The organism is Pantoea eucalypti (assembly GCF_009646115.1).
Classification (GTDB): Bacteria; Pseudomonadota; Gammaproteobacteria; order Enterobacterales; family Enterobacteriaceae; genus Pantoea; species Pantoea eucalypti.
The window spans coordinates 2,161,368-2,184,409 of sequence record NZ_CP045720.1; the positions used below are offsets into that span (position 1 = coordinate 2,161,368).

The following is a 23,042-nucleotide window of genomic DNA, read 5'->3' on the forward strand; positions in this document are numbered from 1 at the left end:
CACTTAAGGGTGGCTGACTATGCCATTTAATGCAAGTTTTATTAGTACATTAAATGCCGCACTCTTTGTAGGGTTTATGCTGATCTGTTCAGGTCTTCATCGCCCTGCCCAAAACCGCACATAAAGTGTATCTGTTATTCTTGCAGTTGCCAGCCCCGCAAGCCTACACTCACCGCGATTAATTGCAATCTTAAAAGTTGCAAATATTGGCCTGCAGGCCGCCTGTTTATATCTATCGCGGAATAACAACAATGATTACGAACCGGGTTCGTCAGGGTTTAACCCTCTTAGGGATGGTACTGCTCATCACTCAACTGAGCGGCTGCGACAAGGGTGTGGCGCAAAACGCCCCGCCGCCACCGCCTGAAGTGAGCGCCGCACCCGTGCTGATCAAGCCAGTCAGTCAGTGGGACAACTTCAATGGACGAGTGGAAGCAGTGCAAAGCGTGCAGTTGCGTCCGCGCGTCTCGGGCTACATCGACTCGGTTAACTATCGGGAAGGCGATGAAGTCAAAAAAGGTCAGGTGTTGTTTACAATTGATGACCGGAGTTACCGCGCGGCGCTGGAGCAGGCCAAAGCGGAACTGGCTCGTGCACTCAGCCAGGCGAGTCTGGCCCGCAGTGAGTCCGGCCGCAGCGAGAAGCTGATCGGCACACAGGCGATTTCCCGCGAGGCGTGGGAACAGCGTCGTTCTGCTGCCAGTCAGGCGCAGGCCGATGTGCTGGCCGCAGAAGCCGCGGTCGATATGGCGCAGCTTAACCTGGACTTTACCCGCGTCACCGCACCGATTGATGGTCGCGCCAGCCGCGCGCAGATCACCGCTGGTAACCTGGTCACCGCTGGCGACAGCGCCAGCGTGCTGACCACGCTGGTGTCGCAGCAGCAGATGTATGTCTACTTCGATGTCGATGAGAACACGTTCCTCAACTATCAGGCGATGGCGCGTCAGGGCCAGCAGCGTCATGCGCTGCCGGTCGAGATTGCGCTGGTTGGCGAACAGGGTTTTCCGCATCAGGGCAAAATCGATTTCACGGATAACCAGCTGACCGCCAGCACGGGCACTATTCGGATGCGCGCCCTGCTCGACAATCAACAGCGTCAGTTTACGCCGGGTCTGTTTGCCCGCGTGCGTCTGCCAGGCAGCGCGCAGTTCGAGGCGGTGCTGATCGATGATAAAGCGGTGTTAACCGACCAGGATCGGAAATATGTCTACGTGGTGGATGGAGAAGGCAAAGCGCAGCGGCGCGATATCCAGCCCGGAGCGATGATAGATGGCCTGCGTATTGTTAAGTCGGGTCTGCACGCCGGTGACAAGGTAATCATCGCCGGTCTGCAAAAAGTGTTTATGCCCGGCATGCCGGTCACTGCTCAGCAGGTCGCCATGCGTGCGGCAGCCGCTCAATAATTCGAGGCCGCTATGGACTTTTCCCGCTTTTTTATCGACCGGCCAATTTTTGCTGCGGTGCTGTCGATCCTGATTTTTGTCACCGGCGTCATTTCCATCCCGTTACTGCCGATCAGTGAATATCCCGACGTCGTGCCACCCAGTGTGCAGGTGCGTGCTGAGTATCCTGGCGCTAACCCGAAGGTGATTGCAGACTCCGTGGCGACGCCACTGGAAGAGGCGATTAACGGCGTCGAGAACATGATGTACATGAAGTCTGTGGCCGGTTCGGACGGCGTGCTAGTGACTACCGTCACCTTCCGTCCTGGCACCGATCCCGATCAGGCACAGGTGCAGGTGCAGAACCGCGTGGCACAGGCGGAAGCCCGTCTGCCGGAAGATGTGCGTCGTCTGGGGGTAACAACCCAGAAGATGTCGCCGACCCTGACGCTGGTCGTCCACATGTTCTCACCCAACAATACCTATGATTCGCTCTACCTGCGTAACTACGCCACGCTGAAGGTGAAAGATGAGCTTGCGCGTCTGCCGGGCGTCGGTCAGATCCAGATTTTCGGCGCAGGCGAATATGCGATGCGCGTCTGGCTTGATCCCAACAAAGTCGCGGCGCGTGGTCTGACCGCCTCTGATGTGGTGACGGCGATGCAGGAGCAGAACGTGCAGGTTTCTGCCGGTCAGTTGGGTGCCGAGCCACTGAAAAAGCAGAGCGATTTCCTGCTGTCGATCAACACGCAGGGACGTCTGGAGAGCGAGCAGGAATTCGGCGACATCATCCTGAAAACCTCAGAAGATGGTTCACTGGTGCGCCTGCGTGATGTGGCGCGGATTGAGATGGGTTCAGGCAGTTATGCCCTGCGCTCGCAGCTGAATAACAAAGACGCCGTTGGTATTGGTATCTTCCAGGCGCCTGGTGCTAACGCCATTGACCTCTCTAATGCGGTTCGCGCCAAAATGGATGAGCTGGCGACCCGCTTCCCCAACGATGTGAAATGGGCCGCGCCTTATGACCCGACGGTGTTTGTCCGGGACTCGATCAAAGCGGTGGTTCAGACTCTGCTTGAAGCGGTGATCCTGGTCGTGCTGGTAGTGATTCTGTTCCTGCAGACCTGGCGCGCCTCGATCATTCCGTTGCTGGCGGTGCCGGTTTCTATCGTCGGTACGTTTAGCGTGCTTTATCTGCTCGGCTTCTCGCTGAACACCCTGAGCCTGTTTGGGCTGGTGCTGGCGATTGGTATCGTGGTGGATGACGCCATTGTGGTGGTGGAGAACGTCGAACGTAATATTGAGATGGGACTTTCGCCACGTGCTGCGGCGCATCAGGCAATGCGAGAGGTCTCCGGGCCGATCATTGCGATTGCGCTGGTGCTGTGCGCAGTGTTTGTGCCGATGGCGTTTCTGTCGGGCGTTACCGGGCAGTTCTACAAACAGTTTGCCACCACCATTGCGATCTCCACGGTGATCTCCGCCATTAACTCGCTGACGCTCTCGCCTGCGCTGGCAGCGATGCTGCTGAAAGGTCATGATGCGCCGAAAGATCGGTTAACGCGGATCATTGACGCGCTGTTTGGCTGGCTGTTCCGTCCGTTTAACCGCTTCTTCCAGCGCAGTGCGCATGGCTATGAATCACTGGTCGGTCGCACGCTGCGTCGCCGTGGTGCGGTGTTTGGTGTGTATGTGCTGCTGCTGGCCGGTGCTGGTTTTATGTTCCACACCGTGCCAGGTGGATTTATCCCAACACAGGATAAGCTCTACCTGATTGGTGGCGTGAAGATGCCGGAAGGCTCGTCACTGGCGCGCACCGATGAAGTGATTCGTAAGATGAGTGAAATCGGTATGCAGACCGAAGGCGTCGCCTATGCGGTGGCGTTCCCCGGCCTGAATGCGTTGCAGTTCACTAATACGCCAAACAGCGGAACGGTCTTCTTCGGCCTGAAACCGTTTAATGAGCGCAAACATACGGCAGCGGAGATCAACGCGGAGATCAATGCGAAGATCTCGCAAATCCAGCAAGGGTTTGGCTTCTCAATTATGCCACCGCCGATTCTGGGGCTGGGTCAGGGTTCCGGTTATTCGCTCTATGTGCAGGACCGTGCCGGTCTGGGCTATGGCGCATTGCAGACGGCAATCAATACGCTGTCGGGCAGCATCATGCAGACTCCAGGGATGCACTTCCCTATCTCCTCCTATCAGGCCAACGTTCCGCAGCTTGATGTGAAGGTTGATCGGGATAAAGCCAAGGCACAGGGCGTGTCGCTGACTGCCCTGTTCAGCACATTGCAGACCTATCTTGGCTCGTCCTATGTGAATGACTTCAACCGCTTTGGCCGCACCTGGCGTGTAATGGCGCAGGCGGATGGCGATTTCCGCGACAGCGTGGAAGATATTGCTAACCTGCGCACCCGAAACGACCGCGGTGAGATGGTGCCGATTGGCAGCATGGTTAACATCACCACCACCTATGGCCCCGACCCGGTGATCCGCTATAACGGCTATCCGGCGGCGGATTTGATTGGTGATGCCGACCCGCGCGTGCTCTCTTCAGCGCAGGCAATGAGCCAGCTTGAGGCGATGTCCGGTCAGCTGTTGCCGAACGGCATGAACATCGAGTGGACTGACCTGAGTTATCAGCAGTCAACTCAGGGCAATACCGCGCTGATTGTCTTCCCGATGGCTGTCCTGCTGGCGTTCCTGGTGCTGGCGGCGCTTTATGAGAGCTGGACGCTGCCGCTGGCGGTGATCCTGATTGTCCCTATGACGATGCTCTCTGCGCTGTTTGGCGTCTGGCTGACCGGCGGTGACAACAACGTCTTCGTGCAGGTCGGACTGGTGGTGCTGATGGGGCTGGCCTGTAAGAACGCGATTCTTATCGTGGAGTTTGCACGGGAGCTGGAGATTCAGGGCAAAGGCATTGTGGAAGCGGCGCTGGAAGCGTGTCGCCTGCGTCTGCGTCCGATTGTGATGACCTCCATCGCCTTTATCGCCGGCACCATCCCGCTGATTCTGGGTGAAGGCGCAGGTGCAGAAGTGCGCGGCGTGACCGGCATCACCGTCTTCTCCGGTATGCTCGGCGTGACCTTGTTCGGCCTGTTCCTGACGCCGGTGTTCTATGTCGCCCTGCGCAAACTGGTGACGCGCCGGTCTGGCAATGCAGAGTCAGTGACGGTGTAAACCACAGAAGTTAATCAGGGCGATCAACTGATCGCCCTTTTTTTATTTGTGATTCACTGATTGCCTGTCAATCCGGCTTCGCGGGTTAACGCTGACTTAATTTTTCATTCAGCGTTTCAATGATAAACGCATTGAGTGAGGTTTCATTTTCAGCTGCCGCCTGAGTCAGGCGCTCTCCCAGCGATTCAGGGTATCGCAGCGTGAAGGTTTTGATTTTTTCCTGCTCAGCGTAAGGATTGATGCCGGAGGCTGCACAATCTTCCAGGTATTCGCGCAGCGAAATGTCGCCCTCTTTGTAGAGGCCCTGTACGCTGTCAGAGACAAAATCACAGTAACCTGACAGGCCAGTAAAGCGTCCACGGAACATGTTGAGTTCGGGGACATAGGTGATCACCGCGGGTTGCCCGGCGACGGTGATTGATGAATTTGAACGATTATTCATAGGGATCAACTCCAATACTTTCCAGCCATTCGCGCAGATTAACAACAGCACCTCTGTCGGTGTCTGGCGAAGGATGCGGCCGGTGAAAACGCGCTATTTTTCCTCTGAGAAGAAAGCGGGCCCTTGAACCCCTGCCTTCTTTAATCTCACCACCCAGCGCCCTGATTATTGACTCAACTGCCAGCCATTTCAGTCCGCACGGTGGGGGCATTTGAAAAATCTGCGCCAGTATTTCACGCTGTTTTTCCGTAATTCCCTGACAACGGCGTTCACCCTGACCTCCGTGACTTCATCCTGTGAAGTCATTCTATTGCTACGCGGTAAGAGTTCAAGATGGAATTTTCGGAAAGAAGGCCTGCATTGCAGGTTTGGCAAAGAAGTGGCTCAGAAATGGACGTTCAGCAGGCATAAAAAAAGCCGCTATCAGCGGCTCTTTTTGCAGAGGTCATCAATCTCTTCGGGTTCAGGCTCTGGCACGGCAGTGCAGTTGCTGGTATCGCGTACCTTCAGCTCATTCAGCGCGTCTGCCACGGTGCGTTTTGCCAGCACATCCAGCGACGCCTGCTCGGCTTCATCAGCTATCGACTTAAAGTACCAGCAGAGGTTGGCACTGACCAGACAGCGCGGTGCGACATCGGGACGCGCGGCCCAGATCTTTTTGTCTTCAATGACGGAGACATAGATATCCCGCAGGGTAATTTCCGCAGCAGGACGGCCCAGGTGAATGGAGCCTGTACGGCCCAGCGTCGAGACGATAATGCCGTCACGGGTCAGCGGAACCATTAATTTTCGTATGAAACTGGGATTCGCTTCAAGCCCGTAGGCCAGAATCGCGCTGGTAGAGCGTTTACCCATCTGCTCCGCCATCGCTACGCTCAGAACCATTTGCAAAGCTGTCGGGAAGCGATAATCAAGCATTTCTTTATCCTGAGTTGCGGTGGATCTTATTGTTTTATTGCCGCATAAGTGAACAATCAATGAGCAATAAATATAACAAACACTGTTGCTTTTTTGAAGCAAGCCAGCGGTGACAAGGCACGTATTCACCAAAGGCGGAGGCCCGATAGCACAAGGTGCTTAGCCTGCTAACGGCCCGCTTCTCTCAAAACTTGATAGCCCCTGCTATCGGGCGGTGGTGACCGATACCGCCGGTAATCGCTGCTTCAGCGCCATAACCAGTACCACGTTAAAGATTGCTAAGGTGCAAAGCAACCACAGCGTCGCCGGCGCGCCCATTCTTTCAAACACATATCCGCCAATCAGCGGTGTCAGCGCCTGTCCCATTAATGCCGGGCGGGCCATTTTGCCCACCACGATTGCGTAAGATTCTGGTTTGACCATCACCAGCGGCAAAGTTCCGCGCACGATGGCACGTAAGCCATTTCCTGCGCCATACAACACCATGCTCAGTATCGCCATCTGTGGAAAGATCGCCAGCAACAGCAAGCCTGCGGCGACCAGTCCGACGGAGAAAAAGGTGGTTCGAATGGGATGACTGCGCTTAAAGGCGATGTCGACGAGTCGGGATCCCACCTGACACGGACCCATCACAGCACTGATCGCCAGCGCCGAGGTCAGCGTATGGCCCGTCGCCTGCAACAAAGCGATGAGCTGGACCGAAATCGCTGTCATGATCACGGACGCCAGCGTAAAAATGGCGCACAGTAGCCAGAACAGCGCAGGTTCGATCTCCGCTGAGGCAGGCTCCCTGCTCCGTCTTTTCACAGGCTGCTTCGCGTGGTTTGCCGGTATGGCAAACAGATAAGCAGGCAAAACGCAGACCACCATCATGGCTGCAATAATCAACGTGGCATCCCGCCAGCCAAAGCCGTGAATTAACAACGCCGTGCCTGGCCAGACCAGCGTGGTGCAGAAGCCCGAAATCAGTGTAATGCTGGTAATCGCGGAACGCGCCTTACCGCCATAGCAGGTGCCGAGGGTGGCAAACAGCGCATCATAGAGGCCCATCGCCATTCCGATGCCAATAATTACCCATGCGAACAGAAACAGCGGCAGCGTGACGCTGTAAGCCATTATCACCAGCCCCACCGCCATCACGACGCCACTCAGTGCCAGCAGCAGGCGGCCACCGGTTCGGGCGATAATTCTGCCCGCCAGCGGTGACAGCAGGCCCGACACCAGAATGCCGGTTGATAGCGCGCCGTAAATCCACTGCTGTGACCAGCCGGTCTCTGCGGCAATCGGATTCGCCATTACCGCCATCAGGTAGAACGACCCGCCCCAGGAAAGTATCTGTACCCAGCCAAGGGTAAAAATGGCGGCGATGCCGGGTTTGATGTTCTGATTCACAAGGGGTCTCTCCATTAGCAGGCGAACCGTTTTATAACATGTTCTGCGATAAGCCAAAATGCGTGATCTCCTTTTCGCTGGCAGGCCAGACAGACCGCACGGTTTTTTGATTAAACCTTATAGTATGTTGTAACTATATGGCGCTTGCATCCTTCCGACGCTTCTGCCACATTGTGGACGTTGTAACTATGGAGGCACAACATGACGCGCTATGACTTAGTGGCTGATATGCATCAGTGTGTTAACGATCTGGAACTGGCACTGGGTGAATTGCGTCAGCAGATTGAAGCGACACCCTTGCTGATCGCCCGTGTCTTCAGCCTGCCGCCGGTGGTGAAAGGCCGCGAACATGAGGCGATTACCCGGATTGCCGTTGAGCAGCATCTCGGTGAGCGCGCGTTAAAGATGGCGCTTGACCACTACTGCCGCCTTTTTATGCAGCACCAGTCTGAACAGCTGAGCACGAAAGCAGCCGTACGCTTACCCGGCGCACTCTGTATTGAATGTGATGCGCAACAGGAAGCGGAAATCGTCTCGCTGGTCGAACTTATCAACCAGCTGAAAGCAAGGCTGGAGCAGCTGATTACCGTGGATTCAGGGCTGCCGAGTGAAGCGCGTTTTGAGTTTGTCCACCAGCACCTGCGCGGGCTGATTACCCTGAATGCCTATCGCACCATTACCCTGCTGAGCGCGCCAGACAGCCTGCGTTTCGGCTGGGCCAACAAGCACATTATCAAGAATCTCAGGCGCGAAGAGGTGATCGCCCAGCTGGAAAAAAGCCTGAAGTCGGGACGGGCGAAGGCACCGTGGTCACGGGAACAGTGGGCGGAAAAAGTGCAGGAAGAGCTGGCAAGCGTACGCGCCCTGCCCGCTTCGGCACGGCTGAAAATCAAGCGTCCCGTAAAAGTTCAGCCGGTGGCTCGTGTCTGGCGCGCGGATGAACAGAAGCAAACGCAACTCGCCTGCCCGTCGCCAATACTGGTGATCTGTCGCGATCGCACTCAGGTTCCGGCGCTGGGCGAGTTACTCAATTACGACGCCGATAACATAACGCATCGTCATAAACCGGCCGCTGAGCCACTGAATTTGCTGATACCCCGCCTGCATCTGTGGGTTGATTGCCCCCTCTGAATAAAAAAGGCCAGCATCTGCTGGCCTCTGACTCATCCTGAATATCAGGACTTCATGCTGCCGACCATCTCTTCCGGCCGGACCCAGGCATCAAACTCTTCTTCGGTAAGATAACCCAGCTTCAGCGCGGAGCCTTTTAACGTCAGCCCCTCTTTGTGCGCCTTCTTGGCAATTTCTGCCGCTTTGTCATAGCCAATATGAGTATTGAGCGCCGTCACCAGCATCAGTGACTCGTTCAGCAGCTGGTCGATACGCTCGCGCACCGGCTCAATGCCGACAGCGCAATGATGATTAAAGCTGTCCATGCCATCTGCCAGCAGACGAATCGATTGCAGGAAGTTATGGATCACCATCGGACGGAACACATTGAGCTCAAAGTTACCGGACGCGCCGCCCATATTAATGGCGACATCGTTGCCCATCACCTGGCAGCAGAGCATGGTCATCGCTTCACACTGCGTTGGATTCACTTTGCCTGGCATGATGGAGCTACCCGGTTCATTTTCAGGAATAGCAATTTCGCCGATGCCGCAGCGCGGACCGGATGAGAGCCAGCGCACATCGTTGGCGATCTTCATCAGTGAAGCAGCCAGCCCTTTCAACGCGCCATGCGCATGCACCAGCGCATCACAGGTGGCCAGCGCTTCAAACTTGTTAGGCGCAGTGACAAACGGTTGCTGCGTGAGGTCGGCCAGCGCCTTCGCCACGCGCACTGCATATTCCGGGTGGGTATTCAGGCCGGTGCCAACTGCGGTTCCGCCCAGCGCCAGTTCCGCCACGTGCGGAATGCTCTGTTCGATATGCTTCAGATTATGCTCCAGCATCGCCACCCAGCCGGAAATCTCCTGGCCCAGCGTCAGCGGCGTCGCATCCTGCAGGTGAGTACGGCCAATTTTGACGATATCTTTAAAGGCGTCAGACTTCTGGCTCAACGTCTTTTTCAGTACCTGAATTTGTGGGATCAGCTGTTCGCGCAGGGCAATCACGGCGGCGACATGCATCGCCGTCGGGAAGACATCGTTGGAGCTCTGGCTCTTGTTCACATCGTCGTTGGGATGGACCAGGCGCGACATACCGCGCTCGCCGCCGAGGATTTCACTTGCGCGATTCGCCAGCACTTCGTTCATGTTCATATTGGTCTGCGTGCCGGAACCGGTTTGCCAGATTGCCAGCGGGAATTCATCCGCATGCTTGTCCGCCAGCACTTCATCCGCCGCGCTGATAATCGCATCGGCGCGATCTGCGGGCAGCAGGCCCAGATCGCGGTTCACGCTGGCGGCGGCGCGCTTGGTCAGTGCCAGTGCATGCACCAGCGCGGTCGGCATTTTTTCAGTTGAGATGCGGAAGTGTTCCAGTGAGCGCTGCGTCTGCGCGCCCCACAGTTTGTCTACCGGTACGTCGATGGGGCCCATTGAATCTTTCTCAATGCGGTTGGCTGCCATGAATACGTCTCCTTCACCTTGTTTTAAAGAATGACCGCCTGGTCCGTGATCACGATCGGCTGCCAGGCAGTCAGAATAGTAATATACAATAATTTAACATTATCAGAGCTTAGCGTCCTTTTGCGCTGGATATGTATTTTTACCGGTAGTTTCTGCTTTAATAGCCGCAATAATTTCCCGTGATAAAGGATTATGCGATGCAAAAAATGAACAATTCGCTGCAAAACTACGCGTGGGGCAGCAAAACTGCGTTGACTGAACTTTATGGGGTTGAGAACCCAAAAGGGCTGCCGATGGCGGAACTCTGGATGGGCGCACATCCGAAAAGCCCTTCAACCGTTATTGATCAGGGCAGCGAGCGTTCTTTGCGTGACGTGATTGATGCTTCGCCTGCGGCGATGCTGGGCGATGCGGTGGCGCAGCGTTTTGGTGAATTGCCTTTCCTGTTCAAAGTGTTATGTGCCGATCAACCGCTGTCGATTCAGGTTCATCCCAGCAAGCATGCCGCCGAAGTGGGTTTTGCGCGTGAGAATGCAGCGGGTATTCCACTGGCTGCGGCTGAGCGCAATTATAAAGATGCCAACCACAAGCCAGAGCTGGTCTACGCGCTGACTGCGTTTCAGGCGATGAATGGCTTTCGCACACTGACGCAGATGGTTTCACTGCTGGAACCGGTGGCGGGCGCACATCCACAGATTGCGCATTTTTTGCAGCACCCTGAAAAGGATACGCTGGCCGCGCTGTTCTCTACCCTGCTGTCACTGGAGGGCGAGGCGAAATCGCTGGCGCTGGGCGTGCTGAAATCTGCGCTTGACGTGCAACAGGGCGAGCCATGGGAAACCATCCGTATGATTGCGGCAGAGTATCCTGACAACAGTGGCCTGTTTTCACCGCTGCTGCTGAATGTCATTACCCTGCAACCTGGCGAGGCGATGTTCCTCTACGCGGAAACCCCGCACGCCTATCTGAAAGGCGTGGCACTGGAGGTGATGGCAAACTCCGATAACGTCCTGCGGGCCGGTTTAACCCCGAAATATATCGATATTGCCGAGTTGATGGCTAATCTGAAGTTCGATGAGAAGCCCGCTAATGCGTTGCTGACAGCGCCGGAGCACCAGGGCAACACACTGCGCTTCCCGATTCCGGTCGACGATTTTGCCTTTGCTATTCACAGTCTCAATGCACAACCCCAGTCGCTGGCGCAGCAGAGCGCCGCGATAATGTTCTGCATCGAAGGCCAGGCCGTGATCGCCAAAGGCGAGCAGCAGGTGACGCTGAAGCCTGGCGAGTCCTGCTTCATTGCCGCCAGCGAATCACCGGTTACGGCGGCTGGCACGGGCCGACTGGCGCGGGTGTTTAACGACTTAGGGTGAAGCGGCTGACGGCATGCCTGTTAACTGCTATTATTTCAACCTATTAGCTTTTAAACGCCTGCGGGCGTTTTTCTTCGGTCGCCAGGCTAAACCTGCGGCATAAGCGGACTCAAGGATAAGGACGAATCAGCAATGAAAAAGACCAATGTTGCCGTAGGTGTGATCATCGCACTGGGCGTAGTCTGGACTGGCGCGGCATGGTTCACCGGCAAGCAGATTGAAAGCCACAGGGACCAGCTGGTGCAAAACGCCAACGCTCAGCTGAATGCTTATGCCCCGAACAGCCGACTGAAGATCAGCTATCAGGACTATCAGCGCGGCGTGTTCAGCAGCAAAGTAAATCTGGTGGTTCAGGCAAGCTCACAGACGGAAGATAATCCGCTGCTGAAACCGGGTCAGAGCATCATCCTGAATGAGACCATCGATCATGGTCCTTTCCCGTTCGCGCAGCTGAAGCATTTCAATCTGATTCCAAGCATGGCATCGGTTCATACCGAACTGGCTAACACCGATGCGGTGAAAAAACTGTTTGAACTGACCGGGAACAAGTCTCTGATTAACGCAGACACCCGCATTGGTTACAGCGGCGCCACGGATACCGCGCTGCGCGTCTTGCCGGTTGACTATCAGAATGCCCAAACCGGCGAACGCCTGGCCACCAATGGCGGCACCTTCAACGTCAGTGCAGATAACAAAGGCGATAAAGTGTCGCTGGACGGTGACGTTGATAGCCTCGCGCTGACCAGCAAAAATGAGATGGGCCAGCCTGTCCTCTTCACCATTAATGGTCTGAAGCTAAGCGGTAACACCCATCTCAGCCCGGAAGGCGTGCGTATCGGCGACCAGTCGGTCGACATTGAGAAGGTGAATGCCAGCATCAATGGTCAGGATGCCCTGGCGCTGAATAAAATGAAAGGCACCTCCTCGTTCGATAATAGTGCCGGTAAGATTGGCGGCAATATCGATTACAAGGTTGAAGGCGTTCAGCTGCAGAAACAGGATTTTGGTCAGGCAGCCCTGAAAATGAAGTTGTCCCAGTTTGATGCCCAGGCAGTCAAAGCCTTCTCCGATCGTTACAACGCGCAGATGCAGGAACTGCTGAGCCAGCCTGGCGTCGCAGAAGACCCTATCCGCTATCAGGCGGGCGTTCATCAGATTCTGATGAACAACCTGTCGATGCTGCTGAAAGGCTCGCCATCCATCAGCATTGCCCCGCTGAGCTGGAAAAACGATAAAGGTGAAAGTACCTTCAATCTGACCGCCAGCTTCAACGATCCGTCCACCGTCACCGGCGAAGCGCAGACCCTCAGCGCCATGGTTGATCGGGTGCTGAAAAGCCTGGATAGCAAACTGGTCATCAACATGCCGATGGCCACCGAAACCATGCGTAAGGTAGGTCTGGCTGAAGGTTATCAGGCCGACGACGCGCAAAAGCTGGCGGATCAGCAGGTGAAGGGTCTGGCGGCGATGGGTCAGATGTTCCGCCTGACTCAGCAGCAGGATAACAACATCGTGACCAGCCTGCAGTATGCCAACGGTCAGGTGAACATGAACGGCGACAAGATGACGCTGGAGCAGTTCATGTCCCGCTATATGCTGGGCATGCCCACCAGCGAAGGCATGCCACAGTAATTGCGCTGTCTTCCATCAAAGGCGACCTCCGGGTCGCCTTTTTTATGCCGACCCGCGAATAACCAGCTGTGGCGGCATAATCACGTTTTGCCGGGCGGCGTCAGGATGCGCCATCCGCTGCAGGATACGATCTGCGGCCACGCGGCCAATCTCCCGTGCGGAACTGGTGACAAACGTCAGAGGGGGATCGGTGAGTTCCGCCTGCGGTTCATCGCCAAACCCCATTAAAGCCAGTTGTTGATCGTAATAGCTGTCGACTGCACCACGGGAAAATGTGCGCCCGGTGCGCATCAGCCCAAAATAACACCCCAGCGCGGTAGTGGCATTGTAAGCCAGCACGGCGGTCAATCGGGGATGGTGCTGAAACAACTGGACCGCCGCTTCGGCAGCCTCTTTCTGGGTACTGCCGCATTCAATAATCCATTCAGGCCTGAACGGCAGACCATATTGCAGCAGTGTGGCGCAATAGCCGCCAAGCCGTTCCGCCCGCGTCAGTGAAGCGCTATGGCCGCCCAGCCAGGCAATCCGCTGATGTCCCTGACGAATCAGGTATTCAGTGGCAAGACGCGCAGCCTGAGCATTATCGGGACGGATAGCGTCCACCTCTTCCAGGCTACTGGCGCGCGCGGCGCAGACTAACGCCATATTCAGTTCGCTGGCTCTCGTCACAATCTGGCTGGCCTTGTCGGCACCGCCTCCCAGCACTATACCATCCACCCCATGAGCGATCAGTGACTCAAAGCAGCGATGCAGATGCTGCCCCTGAGCACCGCTTTGCGTCAGGAACAGCAATTTGCCCTGCTTCTCCAGCGCTTCGCTCAGACCTGCCGTCATCTCGGCATAAAACGGCTGACTGAGATCGCGGACAATCAATCCAATCACACCACTCTCACCGCCACGCAGCATGGTCGCTGAACGGTTACGGACGAAGCCGAGTTGCTCAATGGCCTCATTCACGCGTGCCATGGTGGCCACAGAGATCCGTCCTTTACCGGATAACACCAGCGATACCGTGGTCACCGAGACGCCCGCCGCCGCCGCAACATCATTGATGGTGATTTTACTCATCAGATTACTCAACTGAACTACAGCATTAGAAAACAAGGTAAAACGTTACACCTTATGACGTCAGAATAATATCACCCATGACCTGAGGATTGTGATTCAGCGCGCATAAGATCCAGGTAAAACGTTTTATCATCCCGCCACTTTACTCAATGGTCCTTTTATCCAGGAGCGTTCATGTCACCCTCTCACCAAAAAATGTCCGTCTGGGAATTTTTCCAGAGTCTGGGGAAAACCTTTATGCTGCCGGTTGCCCTGCTCTCATTCTGCGGCATCATGCTCGGGATTGGCAGTTCACTGAGCAGCCATGACGTTCTGACTCTGTTACCTGTGCTTGATCACTCCTGGCTCCAATATCTCTTTCTGTGGATGGCCAAGCTGGGATCGTTTGCCTTCAGCTATCTGCCGCTGATGTTCGCTATTGCGATTCCGCTGGGTATGGCGCGCGAGAATAAAGGTGTTGCAGCGTTTGCCGGTTTCGTGGGTTATGCTGTATTAAACCTCAGCATCAACTTCTGGCTAAATATCAATGGCATTCTGCCAACCACTGATGCCGCCCTGCTGAAAGCGAATAACGTTCAGCCGATCATGGGGATTCCGTCGATCGATACAGGCATACTGGGTGCGGTGATTGTGGGTATCGTCGTGTTCTGGCTACACGAGCGCTTCCATAACATCCGACTACCCGATGCGCTGGCCTTTTTTGGCGGCACCCGGTTTGTCCCGATTATCACCACGCTGGTGATTGGGTTAATGGGGCTGGTCGTGCCGCTGATCTGGCCATTTTTCGCACGGGGCATTACCGGATTAGGCTGGATGATTAATAGCGCGGGTGACTTTGGCCCGATGATTTTTGGTACCGGCGAACGCCTGCTACTGCCGTTTGGCCTGCAGCATATTCTGGTGGCGATCATGCGCTTTACCGATGCAGGCGGCACACTGGATGTGTGTGGCAGGAGCGTCAGCGGTGCGTTAACCATTTTCCAGGCGCAGCTCGCCTGCCCGGAAACCCACGGTTTTGCTGAAAGCGCGACCCGCTTCCTGTCTCAGGGCAAAATGCCGGCCTTCCTCGGTGGTCTGCCTGGTGCCGCCCTGGCCATCTATCACTGCGCCCGGCCGGAGAATCGCCATAAGATTAAAGGTCTGTTAATCTCTGGCGTAGTGGCCTGCGTGGTCGGCGGCACCACTGAACCGATCGAATTTCTGTTTCTGTTTGTCGCCCCCTTCCTCTATCTTATCCACGCTCTGCTGACCGGTGTTGGCTTCACCATCATGGCGATACTCGGGGTTACTATCGGCAATACAGATGGCAATATCATCGACTTTGTCGTGTTTGGTGTACTACACGGCCTGTCGACAAAGTGGTACTGGGTACCGGTTGTTGCAGCGATATGGTTTGCCGGTTACTACCTGATTTTCCGTTTCGCCATTCTGCACTTCAACATCAAAACGCCGGGCCGGGAAGTAGAAAATACCAGTGCGGTTGCGCAGCAGGTCAGCAATGCCGGTAAAGGTAAATCGGGCTATAACTCACCGGCTATCCTGGCGGCGCTGGGCGGCGTTGAGAATATTACCTCGCTGGACAACTGCCTGACACGTCTGCGTTTAACCATGGCGGATATGAGTAAGGTGGACGATGCGGCGCTGAAAGCCAACGGCGCGATTGGGGTTGTGCATCTCAATCAGACCAGCCTGCAGGTGGTCATTGGCCCGCAGGTGCAGTCGGTGAAAGATGAACTGTCACACCTGATGAATGTGACTGCATGATGCGCTGGAGCCGATAATGTTTAACTTTGACGAAGTCATCGATCGCCGTGGCAGCTGGTCTACGCAGTGGGATTTTGTGGCTGACCGCTTTGGCGTATCCGATCTGTTGCCATTTACCATTTCCGATATGGACTTCAGAACAGCACCAGCGGTTCAGCAGGCGCTGGCGCAGCGCGTGGCACACGGCGTGTTGGGTTATAGTCGCTGGCAGCATGACGATTTTCTTTCCGCCTGCTGTCACTGGATGTCCAGTCGTTTCGGCTACCAGCCCGATGCTGACACGCTGGTTTATGGCCCGTCAGTGATCTATATGGTGGCGCAGATGCTGCGTCGCTGGAGTCACCTGGATGATGAAGTGGTACTTCATACTCCCGCCTACGATGCCTTTTATAAAACTGTACGCGGCAATCAGCGACAGGTGCTGGAGATGCCGTTGCAGCGGGATCGCGGGCGCTGGCGATGTGATATGGCCGCGCTGGAGATGCGACTGGCGCGCCCGCGCTGCAAAATCCTGTTGCTCTGCAGCCCCCACAATCCCACCGGCAAAGTCTGGACGACAACGGAGCTGCAACAGATGGCGGCGCTCTGCGATCGTCACGGCGTGCGGGTGATCAGCGATGAAATCCATATGGATATGATCATGGGTAATCAACCCCATACTCCGTGGGCCAGCGTGGCACGCAGTGACTGGGCGCTGTTTACCTCGGCGTCTAAAAGCTTCAACGTGCCGGGCCTGACGGGTGCGTGGGGCATCATCCCGGATGCGGCGGACAGAGCAGCCTGGTTTCAGGCGCTGAAAAATGCTGACGGCCTTTCGTCTCCGGCGGTGCTGGCCGTCACGGCACACGTTGCCGCCTACCGACATGGCGAGCCGTGGCTGGATGCGCTACGCAGCTATCTTTACGGCAATTTCACGCGGGTTGCCGATCGCCTCAACACTGAGTTTCCCGGACTTGACTGGCACATCCCTGAAGCGACCTATCTCGCCTGGATCGATATGAATGCGCTGGGTATTCCTGAAGAGGCACTGCAACAGGCGCTGATCCAGCAACGGGTGGCGATTATGCCCGGCTCAACCTACGGCGACGCAGGCAGCGGGTTTCTGCGTCTTAACGTTGGCTGTCCGCGTAGTAAGATTGAAGATGGCATTTCGCGCCTTATTGCGGCGATACATCAGTTGCAGGGCTGACATCCATCGGCGAAGTGGCTCTCACTCGCTGGTTATGGGTAATTAAGCAGCATCCGGCGAGGCTGTTGCGCAAATAGCTGGCGCTGTTGCGCAAGATATTTTTATAATGCTCTGCACTTCACCGACAACTGAGCGAGTGCGCCATGATCGATTCAAAAATCCCACTGACTGATATTCACCGCCACCTTGATGGCAACATTCGTGCACAAACCATTCTCGATTTAGGTCGCCAGTTTAACCTTACCCTGCCCGCCACCACGCTTGAGACTCTGCTTCCGCACGTGCAGGTCGGCGAGAATGAACCTGACCTGGTGAGCTTCCTGCAGAAGCTCGACTGGGGCGTGAAAGTGTTGGGCGATCTGGATGCCTGCCGCCGGATCGCGCAGGAGAATGTCGAAGATGCCGCGCGCGCCGGCATTCACTACACTGAACTGCGTTTTTCCCCTGGTTATATGGCGATGACCCACAACCTGCCGATTGCCGGTGTGGTCGAAGCGGTGATCGAGGGCGTACGCGCAGGTCGGCAGCAACACGATATCGACGTGCGTCTGATTGGTATTATGAGCCGTACCTTTGGCGAAGATGCCTGCCTCGGCGAGCTGGAAGGTTTGCTTGCCCATCGCGATCACATCACTGGGGTCGATCTGGCGGGAGATGAGCTGGGCTTCCCGGGCAGCGAGTTCCTGAGCCACTTTACCCAGGCGCGCGATGCCGGCTTCCGCGTTACCGTACATGCGGGCGAAGCGGCTGGACCAGAGAGCATCTGGCAGGCGATTCGGGAGCTGGGCGCTGAACGTATTGGTCACGGTGTGAAAGCGATCGAAGATCGCGCGCTGATGGATTTCCTGGCGGAGCACCGGATTGGTATTGAATCCTGCCTGACCTCCAATATTCAGACCAGCACTGTGCCCTCACTGGCGCAGCATCCGCTGAAAACCTTCCTGGAGCATGGCATTCTGGCGACCATCAACACGGATGATCCGGCGGTTCAGGGCATTGAACTGGCGCATGAGTATCAGCACGCCGCACCGGCTGCCGGTCTGAGCGCAGCGCAGATGCGTCAGGCGCAGGAGAATGGTCTGACGATTGCCTTCCTCAGCGAGGCTGAGAAAGCGGCTATCCGGGCACGCGTGCAGTAATCCTGAAGCGTAGCGACAAAAAACGGGCCGGATAACCGGCCCGTCACTCTGCTGCCCCAACACACTCCGGGCAATTCTGACAGCCACGCATATGCTTGACGCGCAGGGAACACGGTCAGAAGTGGAAAGCGTCCCGCGCCAGGACGGCGAGGGCCGAGCATGCCATGGATGGCGGCTTTTGCGTCTTTCCGATCTGGCCGTGCTCCCTTCGCTGGCTCGGTCTTGCAGTTGGCGCTGCTAATAAAACGGGCCGGATAACCGGCCCGTTCTGCTTTCTGCATTAAGCACCTGCAGATCAGACGCGCTTCAGCGACATCGTCTGGCGTTTCTCAGCGGATTGCAGACCCAGTTCAATCAGCTCCATCACCTGAATCGCCTCTTCCGCCGTCACCGGATTGTTACCGCGTCCGGCAATCGCATCGCGGATGCCCGCATAGTAAGCGGGATAGTTGCCCGGCTGAGTCAGTTGAGTAGTTTCCGTCAGTGAATCACCGTCAACTAACGTCAGCGTGCCGTCGCGCATGTCATAACCCCAGTCCTCCTGCGGCGGGAAATCCCCCGACTTCAGGCGATCTTCCTGTGGGTCCAGACCATATTTGACGTAACTGCCGCGCGTGCCGTGGACGGTATAACGGGCAGATTCTGCTGCCACCAGCATGCTGGCGTGCAGCACCACGCGGCGCTGCGGGTAGGTCAGCGTGGCGTGGAAGTAGTCGGTGGTCTGCGCGCCCGGACGCATCTCGGCCAGGTCGACATTAATAGCGACCGGCGGGCCAAACAGCTGCAGCGCCTGGTCCAGCAGATGTGGCCCCAGGTCATACCAGATTCCGCTGCCTGCGCCCTTCATTTCGCGCCAGCGATTACGTACTTCCAGACGGAAGCGGTCAAAGTGCGATTCGAAATAGCGCACTTCACCCAGTGAGCCTGTCTCAAGGAGGGATTTCAGCGTCAGAAAGTCACTGTCCCAGCGGCGGTTATGGAACACCGATAGCAGCAAACCTTTGGCTTTCGCCAGCGCATCCAGTTCGCGCGCCTGTGACAACGTCACGGTAAACGGCTTGTCGACCACCACATGTTTACCGGCGTTCAGCGCCGCTTTTGCCAGCGGGAAGTGGGTGTCGTTGGGGGTAGGAATAACAATCAGTTGCAGCGTAGGGTCGTCCAGCAGCGCCTGAGGATCGGCCACCACTTTAACAGCAGGCCAGTCGGCGTGGACTTTGCTGGCGTCGCTACTGGAAATGGCTGCCAGCTCGACGTCCGGTGTCCCTGCAATCAGCGGGGCGTGAAACGTTTTACTGGCAAAACCGTAGCCGATCAGACCAACACGTAATTTATCGCTCATTTTGATTCCTCTTTGTCGCTAACCTGATTGATTTAAGACTATTAACCAGGTGAGGACAAGGCGGAATCTCCCGAAAAAACTAAGAGATAGCACTCCGCGCCAGGGGCCAGGCCGTCTGCGCCGCCAGGCTGTCATGTGCGTCCTGATTGCGGCGGCGGAAATCGCTGGGACTGACACCAACACGCTTGCGAAACACGCGCGAGAAGTAGAGCTGGTCGTCGTAACCCACTTCACGCCCTACCGAGGCGATCGGTTCCTGGGTGGTCTGCAGCAACAGTTTGGCGCGAATAACGCGCTGATCTTCACGCCAGCGCAGCAGATTTACACCCATCTGCTCGCGGAACAGGTGTGCCAGCCGCGACGGTGACAGGCAGACGTGACGCGCCACCTCTTCAATCTTCACTTCGCTGGCAAGATGGTTGGTCACATACTGGCAGGCTTCAATTACGCGTGGATCGCGGATGAGCTGATGACTACGCGGATCTTCTTCAACGGCACGTAGCAGTAGTCGCTCCAGCAGGTTCATCGCCAGCTCTTCCGCAAAGCGCCGACCCGAATTATGGGTCTGTTCGATACTGGCAAACAGTCGGTCAAACTCGCCACGCAGTGACTCAGGCAGCAGCAGTCGTCCCACACCCTCCTGCTCATCCTGCCAGCGCAGCCAGTCGTGCCAGTAGGCGCGCGGACGGAAATAGACCCAGCGGTGGAACCACTGCGGACTGTCCGGCGCGCGACCATAGTAGTGGGCGGTTTTTGGCTGAAACAGCAGCATTTCGCCGGGCTCGCAGTCAAATGCCCGCTCGCCGTCGAATACCCGCCCTTTACCTTTAATGGTGAGATTCAGAATGTAACCTTTCATGCCGTGCGGGCGGTCGATAAAAAAATCGAGTGGACCATCGGCAGTGATGGGCGTCAGCCCTGCCACCAGCCAGGCATTGAATGAATAGCCCGGCAACAAGGGGTTTTGCTGCTCAGCCGGTAATTCGCGGTGATACATAGCGTCCTCACTCAGTCTGTTATTGTTCGGATAGCCTGCAGACACCTCTGCGTCCGCAGGCCAACGGCTCGCTCAATCAGGCTTTTTTCTGTTTGTAACGGTCAAAAATCACCGCAGCTAACAGTATCAGACCGCGCACCACATACTGTGAGAATGGCGAGATATTCAATAAATTCATCGCATTCTCTACCGTGCCGAGGATCAATACCCCCGCCACCACGTAAGAGATCTTGCCGATGCCGCCCTTCAGTGAAACACCACCCAGTACGCAGGCAGAAATCACCACCAGTTCATAGCCGATGGAGGTCATCGGCTGGCCGCTGGTCATACGTGACGCCAGAATAATGCCCGCCGCCGCAGAGACCAGGCCGGAGAGGATAAAGATGATGATACGGGTGCGCACTACCGGTACACCCGCCAGGCGCGCCGCCTCTTCATTGCCACCAATCGCGAGCGTATTACGACCAAAGGTGGTTTTGTTGAGCAGGAAGCCGAAGATCACCATGGTGGCCAGGGTCAGCCAGATCGGCGCGGGCACACCCAGCCAGTTGGCAAAGCCCAGTTCAAAGAAGCGCTCATCTTCAATACCAACCGCTTTACCGTCAGAGAAGATATAAGCCAGGCCGCGCACGATCTGCATCGTCGCCAGCGTGGTGATCAGCGCATTGATCTTGAGCCGGGCGATCACAAAGCCGTTGATAAAGCCGGTGATCATGCCGAGCACCAGTCCGGCACCCACACCAATCCACAGGCTTTCCGTCATATTGATGACCACGGCGGTGACGACACCCGCACAGGCGATGACGGAAGCGACCGACAGGTCAAAGTCACCGGAAGCCAGACAGAACAGCATGCCGCAGGCGACCATGCCGGACATCGACATCGCCAGCCCTAAGCCTTTCATATTGATAAACGAGCCGAAGTTCGGCACAAAAATCGCACAGACAATAAACAGCAGTGCAAATACCACCAGCATGCCGAAGTTGTCCCAGATGCGACCTAACTGCAGGCCGCCGCGTGAAGCGGGCTGCGGTGTATTTGAGGTCGTAGATGAAGCCATGATGATCTCCTGTCAGGCCACGGCGGCCGCTTGAGTGGTTTTGGGCATCGCCAGGCTCAGCGTCTGCTGCTCCGTGGCGTCGTCGTGCAGCAGTTCACCGGCAATGGCACCTTCACGCATCACAACGATGCGATCGGCCAGGCCCATCACTTCCGGTAAATCGCTCGAGGCGAACAGCACCGCAATGCCCCGGTTCGCCAGCTGATAAATCAGGTTATAAATTTCATGTTTGGCACCGACATCGATGCCGCGCGTTGGCTCATCCAGCAGGATCACTTTCATATCCTCAGAGAGCCAGCGTCCCAGGATCGCCTTCTGCTGATTACCGCCAGAAAGGTTCATGATCAGCTGATCGGCGCTGGGCGTTTTAATATTCAGCGAGCGGATATGGCTGTCGGCGTTCTTGTTTTCCCAGCCGTTTTTTATCAGGCAACCGGCAGTCAGGTTGTGACGGCGGGCGCTGATGTTGATGTTGTCGCGCACCGAGTGCACCGGAATAATGCCCTCAGCTTTACGATCTTCCGGGCAGAGCATGATGCCGGCACGAATGGCGTCAATCGGCTCACGCAGCGGCAGTGGCTTGCCGTCCAGGATGACCTGACCACCACGCAAACGCGTGCCGCCGAACAGGCCCTTCAGCAGTTCACTGCGTCCGGCACCGACCAGTCCAAACAGTCCAACGATTTCACCGGCATGGACTTTCAGTGAAATTGGCGTACGTACGCCCTTCGCTTCAACCTTGTCCAGCTCCAGCCGCACTTCCCCTTTGGGACGCGGTGAGTAGCCATAGATATCACCCAGGTTGCGCCCAACCATCGCCTGCACCAGATCGTCGTGATGGGTGTTCGCCATGTCAGTAAATGTCCGCACGTAGCGGCCATCTTTAAACACGGTGATGGCATCGCTAAGGGCGAAAATCTCTTCCATACGGTGTGAAACGTAGAGCACCACCCGGCCCTCCTCGCGGAGCTGGCGAATGACGCGGAACAGGTTGTCGATTTCACGCGCCGACAGGGAGCTGGTTGGCTCATCAAAGGCGATAATACGTGCGTTGCGCGCCAGCGCTTTGGCAATCTCCACCATCTGCCACTGGCCCAGCGACAGGTATTTCAGCGGCATATCGGGATCGATATCCATGCCGAGATTTTTCAGCTGTACGCCCGCCTCAAAACGCATCAGCTTACGGTTGACCAGTCCATGTTTGTGCGGAATCTGACCGAGATAGATGTTCTCCGCCACGCTCATTTCCGGCACCAGATGCAGTTCCTGGTAAATAATGGCGACGCCCGCGTCCAGTGCATCCGTCGTGCGCTGAAAACTCATCGGCTTGCCTTTAATACGAATCTCACCGCCGCTCGGCTGATAACTGCCGCTGAGTATTTTTAACAGCGTCGATTTGCCTGCGCCGTTCTCGCCCATCAGAGCGTGAACTTCACCGCCACGGCAGTCGAAGGAGATATCCTGCAACGCTTTCACGCCAGGGAAAGTTTTACTGATGCCATGAAACGACAGAAATGCTGAATCAGTGTTCATGTTAATCCTCACTCTTTCGCGCCACCGGCCGGTTATGGCGGGCGACGCG

Annotated in this window: 18 protein-coding genes; 8 read left to right on the plus strand and 10 right to left on the minus strand. The window is 56.3% G+C overall.

Annotated elements, in window-relative coordinates; all coding sequences use genetic code 11:
- The first annotated feature begins 251 nt into the window (after nt 1-251).
- Nucleotides 252-1,406 carry an efflux RND transporter periplasmic adaptor subunit gene (locus tag EE896_RS10010; RefSeq protein WP_110411449.1) on the plus strand — a complete coding sequence of 385 codons (1,155 nt, stop codon included), beginning with the start codon at nt 252-254 and terminating at the stop codon, nt 1,404-1,406.
- Between the two features lie 12 nt (nt 1,407-1,418).
- Nucleotides 1,419-4,571 (plus strand): multidrug efflux RND transporter permease subunit OqxB, encoded by a 3,153-nt coding sequence (oqxB, locus tag EE896_RS10015; protein WP_003853459.1) that lies wholly within the window; start codon nt 1,419-1,421, stop codon nt 4,569-4,571.
- A gap of 85 nt (nt 4,572-4,656) precedes the next feature.
- Here oqxB and EE896_RS10020 read toward each other — a convergent pair whose 3' ends face one another.
- The 4 genes from EE896_RS10020 to EE896_RS10030 all read right to left on the minus strand — a co-directional run bounded on the left by EE896_RS10020 (nt 4,657) and on the right by EE896_RS10030 (nt 7,338).
- Nucleotides 4,657-5,013: a type II toxin-antitoxin system HicB family antitoxin gene (locus EE896_RS10020; protein WP_008926241.1), complete on the minus strand. Its 357-nt coding sequence runs from the start codon at nt 5,011-5,013 to the stop codon at nt 4,657-4,659.
- On the minus strand, nt 5,006-5,266 hold the full coding sequence (locus EE896_RS22585) for a type II toxin-antitoxin system HicA family toxin (protein WP_085980568.1): 261 nt from the start codon (nt 5,264-5,266) through the stop codon (nt 5,006-5,008). Before EE896_RS22585 ends, EE896_RS10020 begins: the two co-directional genes overlap by 8 nt.
- Before the next feature lie 170 nt (nt 5,267-5,436).
- Complete coding sequence (locus EE896_RS10025) at nt 5,437-5,931, minus strand: RrF2 family transcriptional regulator (protein ID WP_003853455.1); 495 nt, start codon at nt 5,929-5,931, stop codon at nt 5,437-5,439.
- 204 nt (nt 5,932-6,135) lie between these two features.
- Nucleotides 6,136-7,338, minus strand: a complete 1,203-nt coding sequence (locus EE896_RS10030) for an MFS transporter (RefSeq protein ID WP_220486731.1) — start codon at nt 7,336-7,338, stop codon at nt 6,136-6,138.
- Nucleotides 7,339-7,524: 186 nt separating this feature from the next.
- On the opposite strand from EE896_RS10030, the gene tus reads away from it, so the two are divergent.
- Nucleotides 7,525-8,454: a DNA replication terminus site-binding protein gene (gene tus, locus EE896_RS10035; protein WP_003853450.1), complete on the plus strand. Its 930-nt coding sequence runs from the start codon at nt 7,525-7,527 to the stop codon at nt 8,452-8,454.
- Between the two features lie 44 nt (nt 8,455-8,498).
- Here the strand turns inward: tus and fumC are convergent, their stop codons facing one another.
- Nucleotides 8,499-9,896, minus strand: coding sequence for a class II fumarate hydratase (fumC, locus tag EE896_RS10040; RefSeq protein ID WP_003853448.1), 1,398 nt, complete (start codon nt 9,894-9,896; stop codon nt 8,499-8,501).
- Nucleotides 9,897-10,093: 197 nt separating this feature from the next.
- On the opposite strand from fumC, the gene manA reads away from it, so the two are divergent.
- Together manA and EE896_RS10050 are read left to right on the plus strand one after the other, a co-directional pair.
- Nucleotides 10,094-11,269, plus strand: a complete 1,176-nt coding sequence (gene manA, locus EE896_RS10045) for a mannose-6-phosphate isomerase (RefSeq protein WP_140915579.1) — start codon at nt 10,094-10,096, stop codon at nt 11,267-11,269.
- Nucleotides 11,270-11,401: 132 nt separating this feature from the next.
- Nucleotides 11,402-12,901: a YdgA family protein gene (locus EE896_RS10050; protein ID WP_140915578.1), complete on the plus strand. Its 1,500-nt coding sequence runs from the start codon at nt 11,402-11,404 to the stop codon at nt 12,899-12,901.
- Nucleotides 12,902-12,943: 42 nt separating this feature from the next.
- Here EE896_RS10050 and malI read toward each other — a convergent pair whose 3' ends face one another.
- Nucleotides 12,944-13,969, minus strand: coding sequence for a Mal regulon transcriptional regulator MalI (malI, locus tag EE896_RS10055; protein ID WP_039660295.1), 1,026 nt, complete (start codon nt 13,967-13,969; stop codon nt 12,944-12,946).
- A gap of 174 nt (nt 13,970-14,143) precedes the next feature.
- Here malI and malX point away from each other — a divergent pair, with 174 nt between their 5' ends.
- The 3 genes from malX to add all read left to right on the plus strand — a co-directional run bounded on the left by malX (nt 14,144) and on the right by add (nt 18,061).
- Nucleotides 14,144-15,733, plus strand: coding sequence for a maltose/glucose-specific PTS transporter subunit IIBC (malX, locus tag EE896_RS10060; RefSeq protein WP_003853444.1), 1,590 nt, complete (start codon nt 14,144-14,146; stop codon nt 15,731-15,733).
- A 16-nt stretch (nt 15,734-15,749) separates the two neighbouring features.
- Entirely contained in the window at nt 15,750-16,922 is a 1,173-nt protein-coding gene (locus EE896_RS10065; protein ID WP_140915577.1) for a MalY/PatB family protein, read from the plus strand.
- A gap of 143 nt (nt 16,923-17,065) precedes the next feature.
- Nucleotides 17,066-18,061: an adenosine deaminase gene (gene add, locus EE896_RS10070; RefSeq protein ID WP_003853442.1), complete on the plus strand. Its 996-nt coding sequence runs from the start codon at nt 17,066-17,068 to the stop codon at nt 18,059-18,061.
- Nucleotides 18,062-18,356: 295 nt separating this feature from the next.
- Here add and EE896_RS10075 read toward each other — a convergent pair whose 3' ends face one another.
- From EE896_RS10075 to araG, 4 genes are all read right to left on the minus strand, one after another.
- Nucleotides 18,357-19,403, minus strand: coding sequence for an oxidoreductase (locus EE896_RS10075; RefSeq protein ID WP_003853441.1), 1,047 nt, complete (start codon nt 19,401-19,403; stop codon nt 18,357-18,359).
- Between the two features lie 79 nt (nt 19,404-19,482).
- On the minus strand, nt 19,483-20,400 hold the full coding sequence (gene araC / locus EE896_RS10080; RefSeq protein ID WP_003853440.1) for an arabinose operon transcriptional regulator AraC: 918 nt from the start codon (nt 20,398-20,400) through the stop codon (nt 19,483-19,485).
- Nucleotides 20,401-20,476: 76 nt separating this feature from the next.
- Nucleotides 20,477-21,460 (minus strand): L-arabinose ABC transporter permease AraH, encoded by a 984-nt coding sequence (gene araH / locus EE896_RS10085; protein WP_003853439.1) that lies wholly within the window; start codon nt 21,458-21,460, stop codon nt 20,477-20,479.
- 12 nt (nt 21,461-21,472) lie between these two features.
- Nucleotides 21,473-22,993: an L-arabinose ABC transporter ATP-binding protein AraG gene (gene araG, locus EE896_RS10090; RefSeq protein ID WP_003853438.1), complete on the minus strand. Its 1,521-nt coding sequence runs from the start codon at nt 22,991-22,993 to the stop codon at nt 21,473-21,475.
- Between the last annotated feature and the right edge of the window lie 49 nt (nt 22,994-23,042).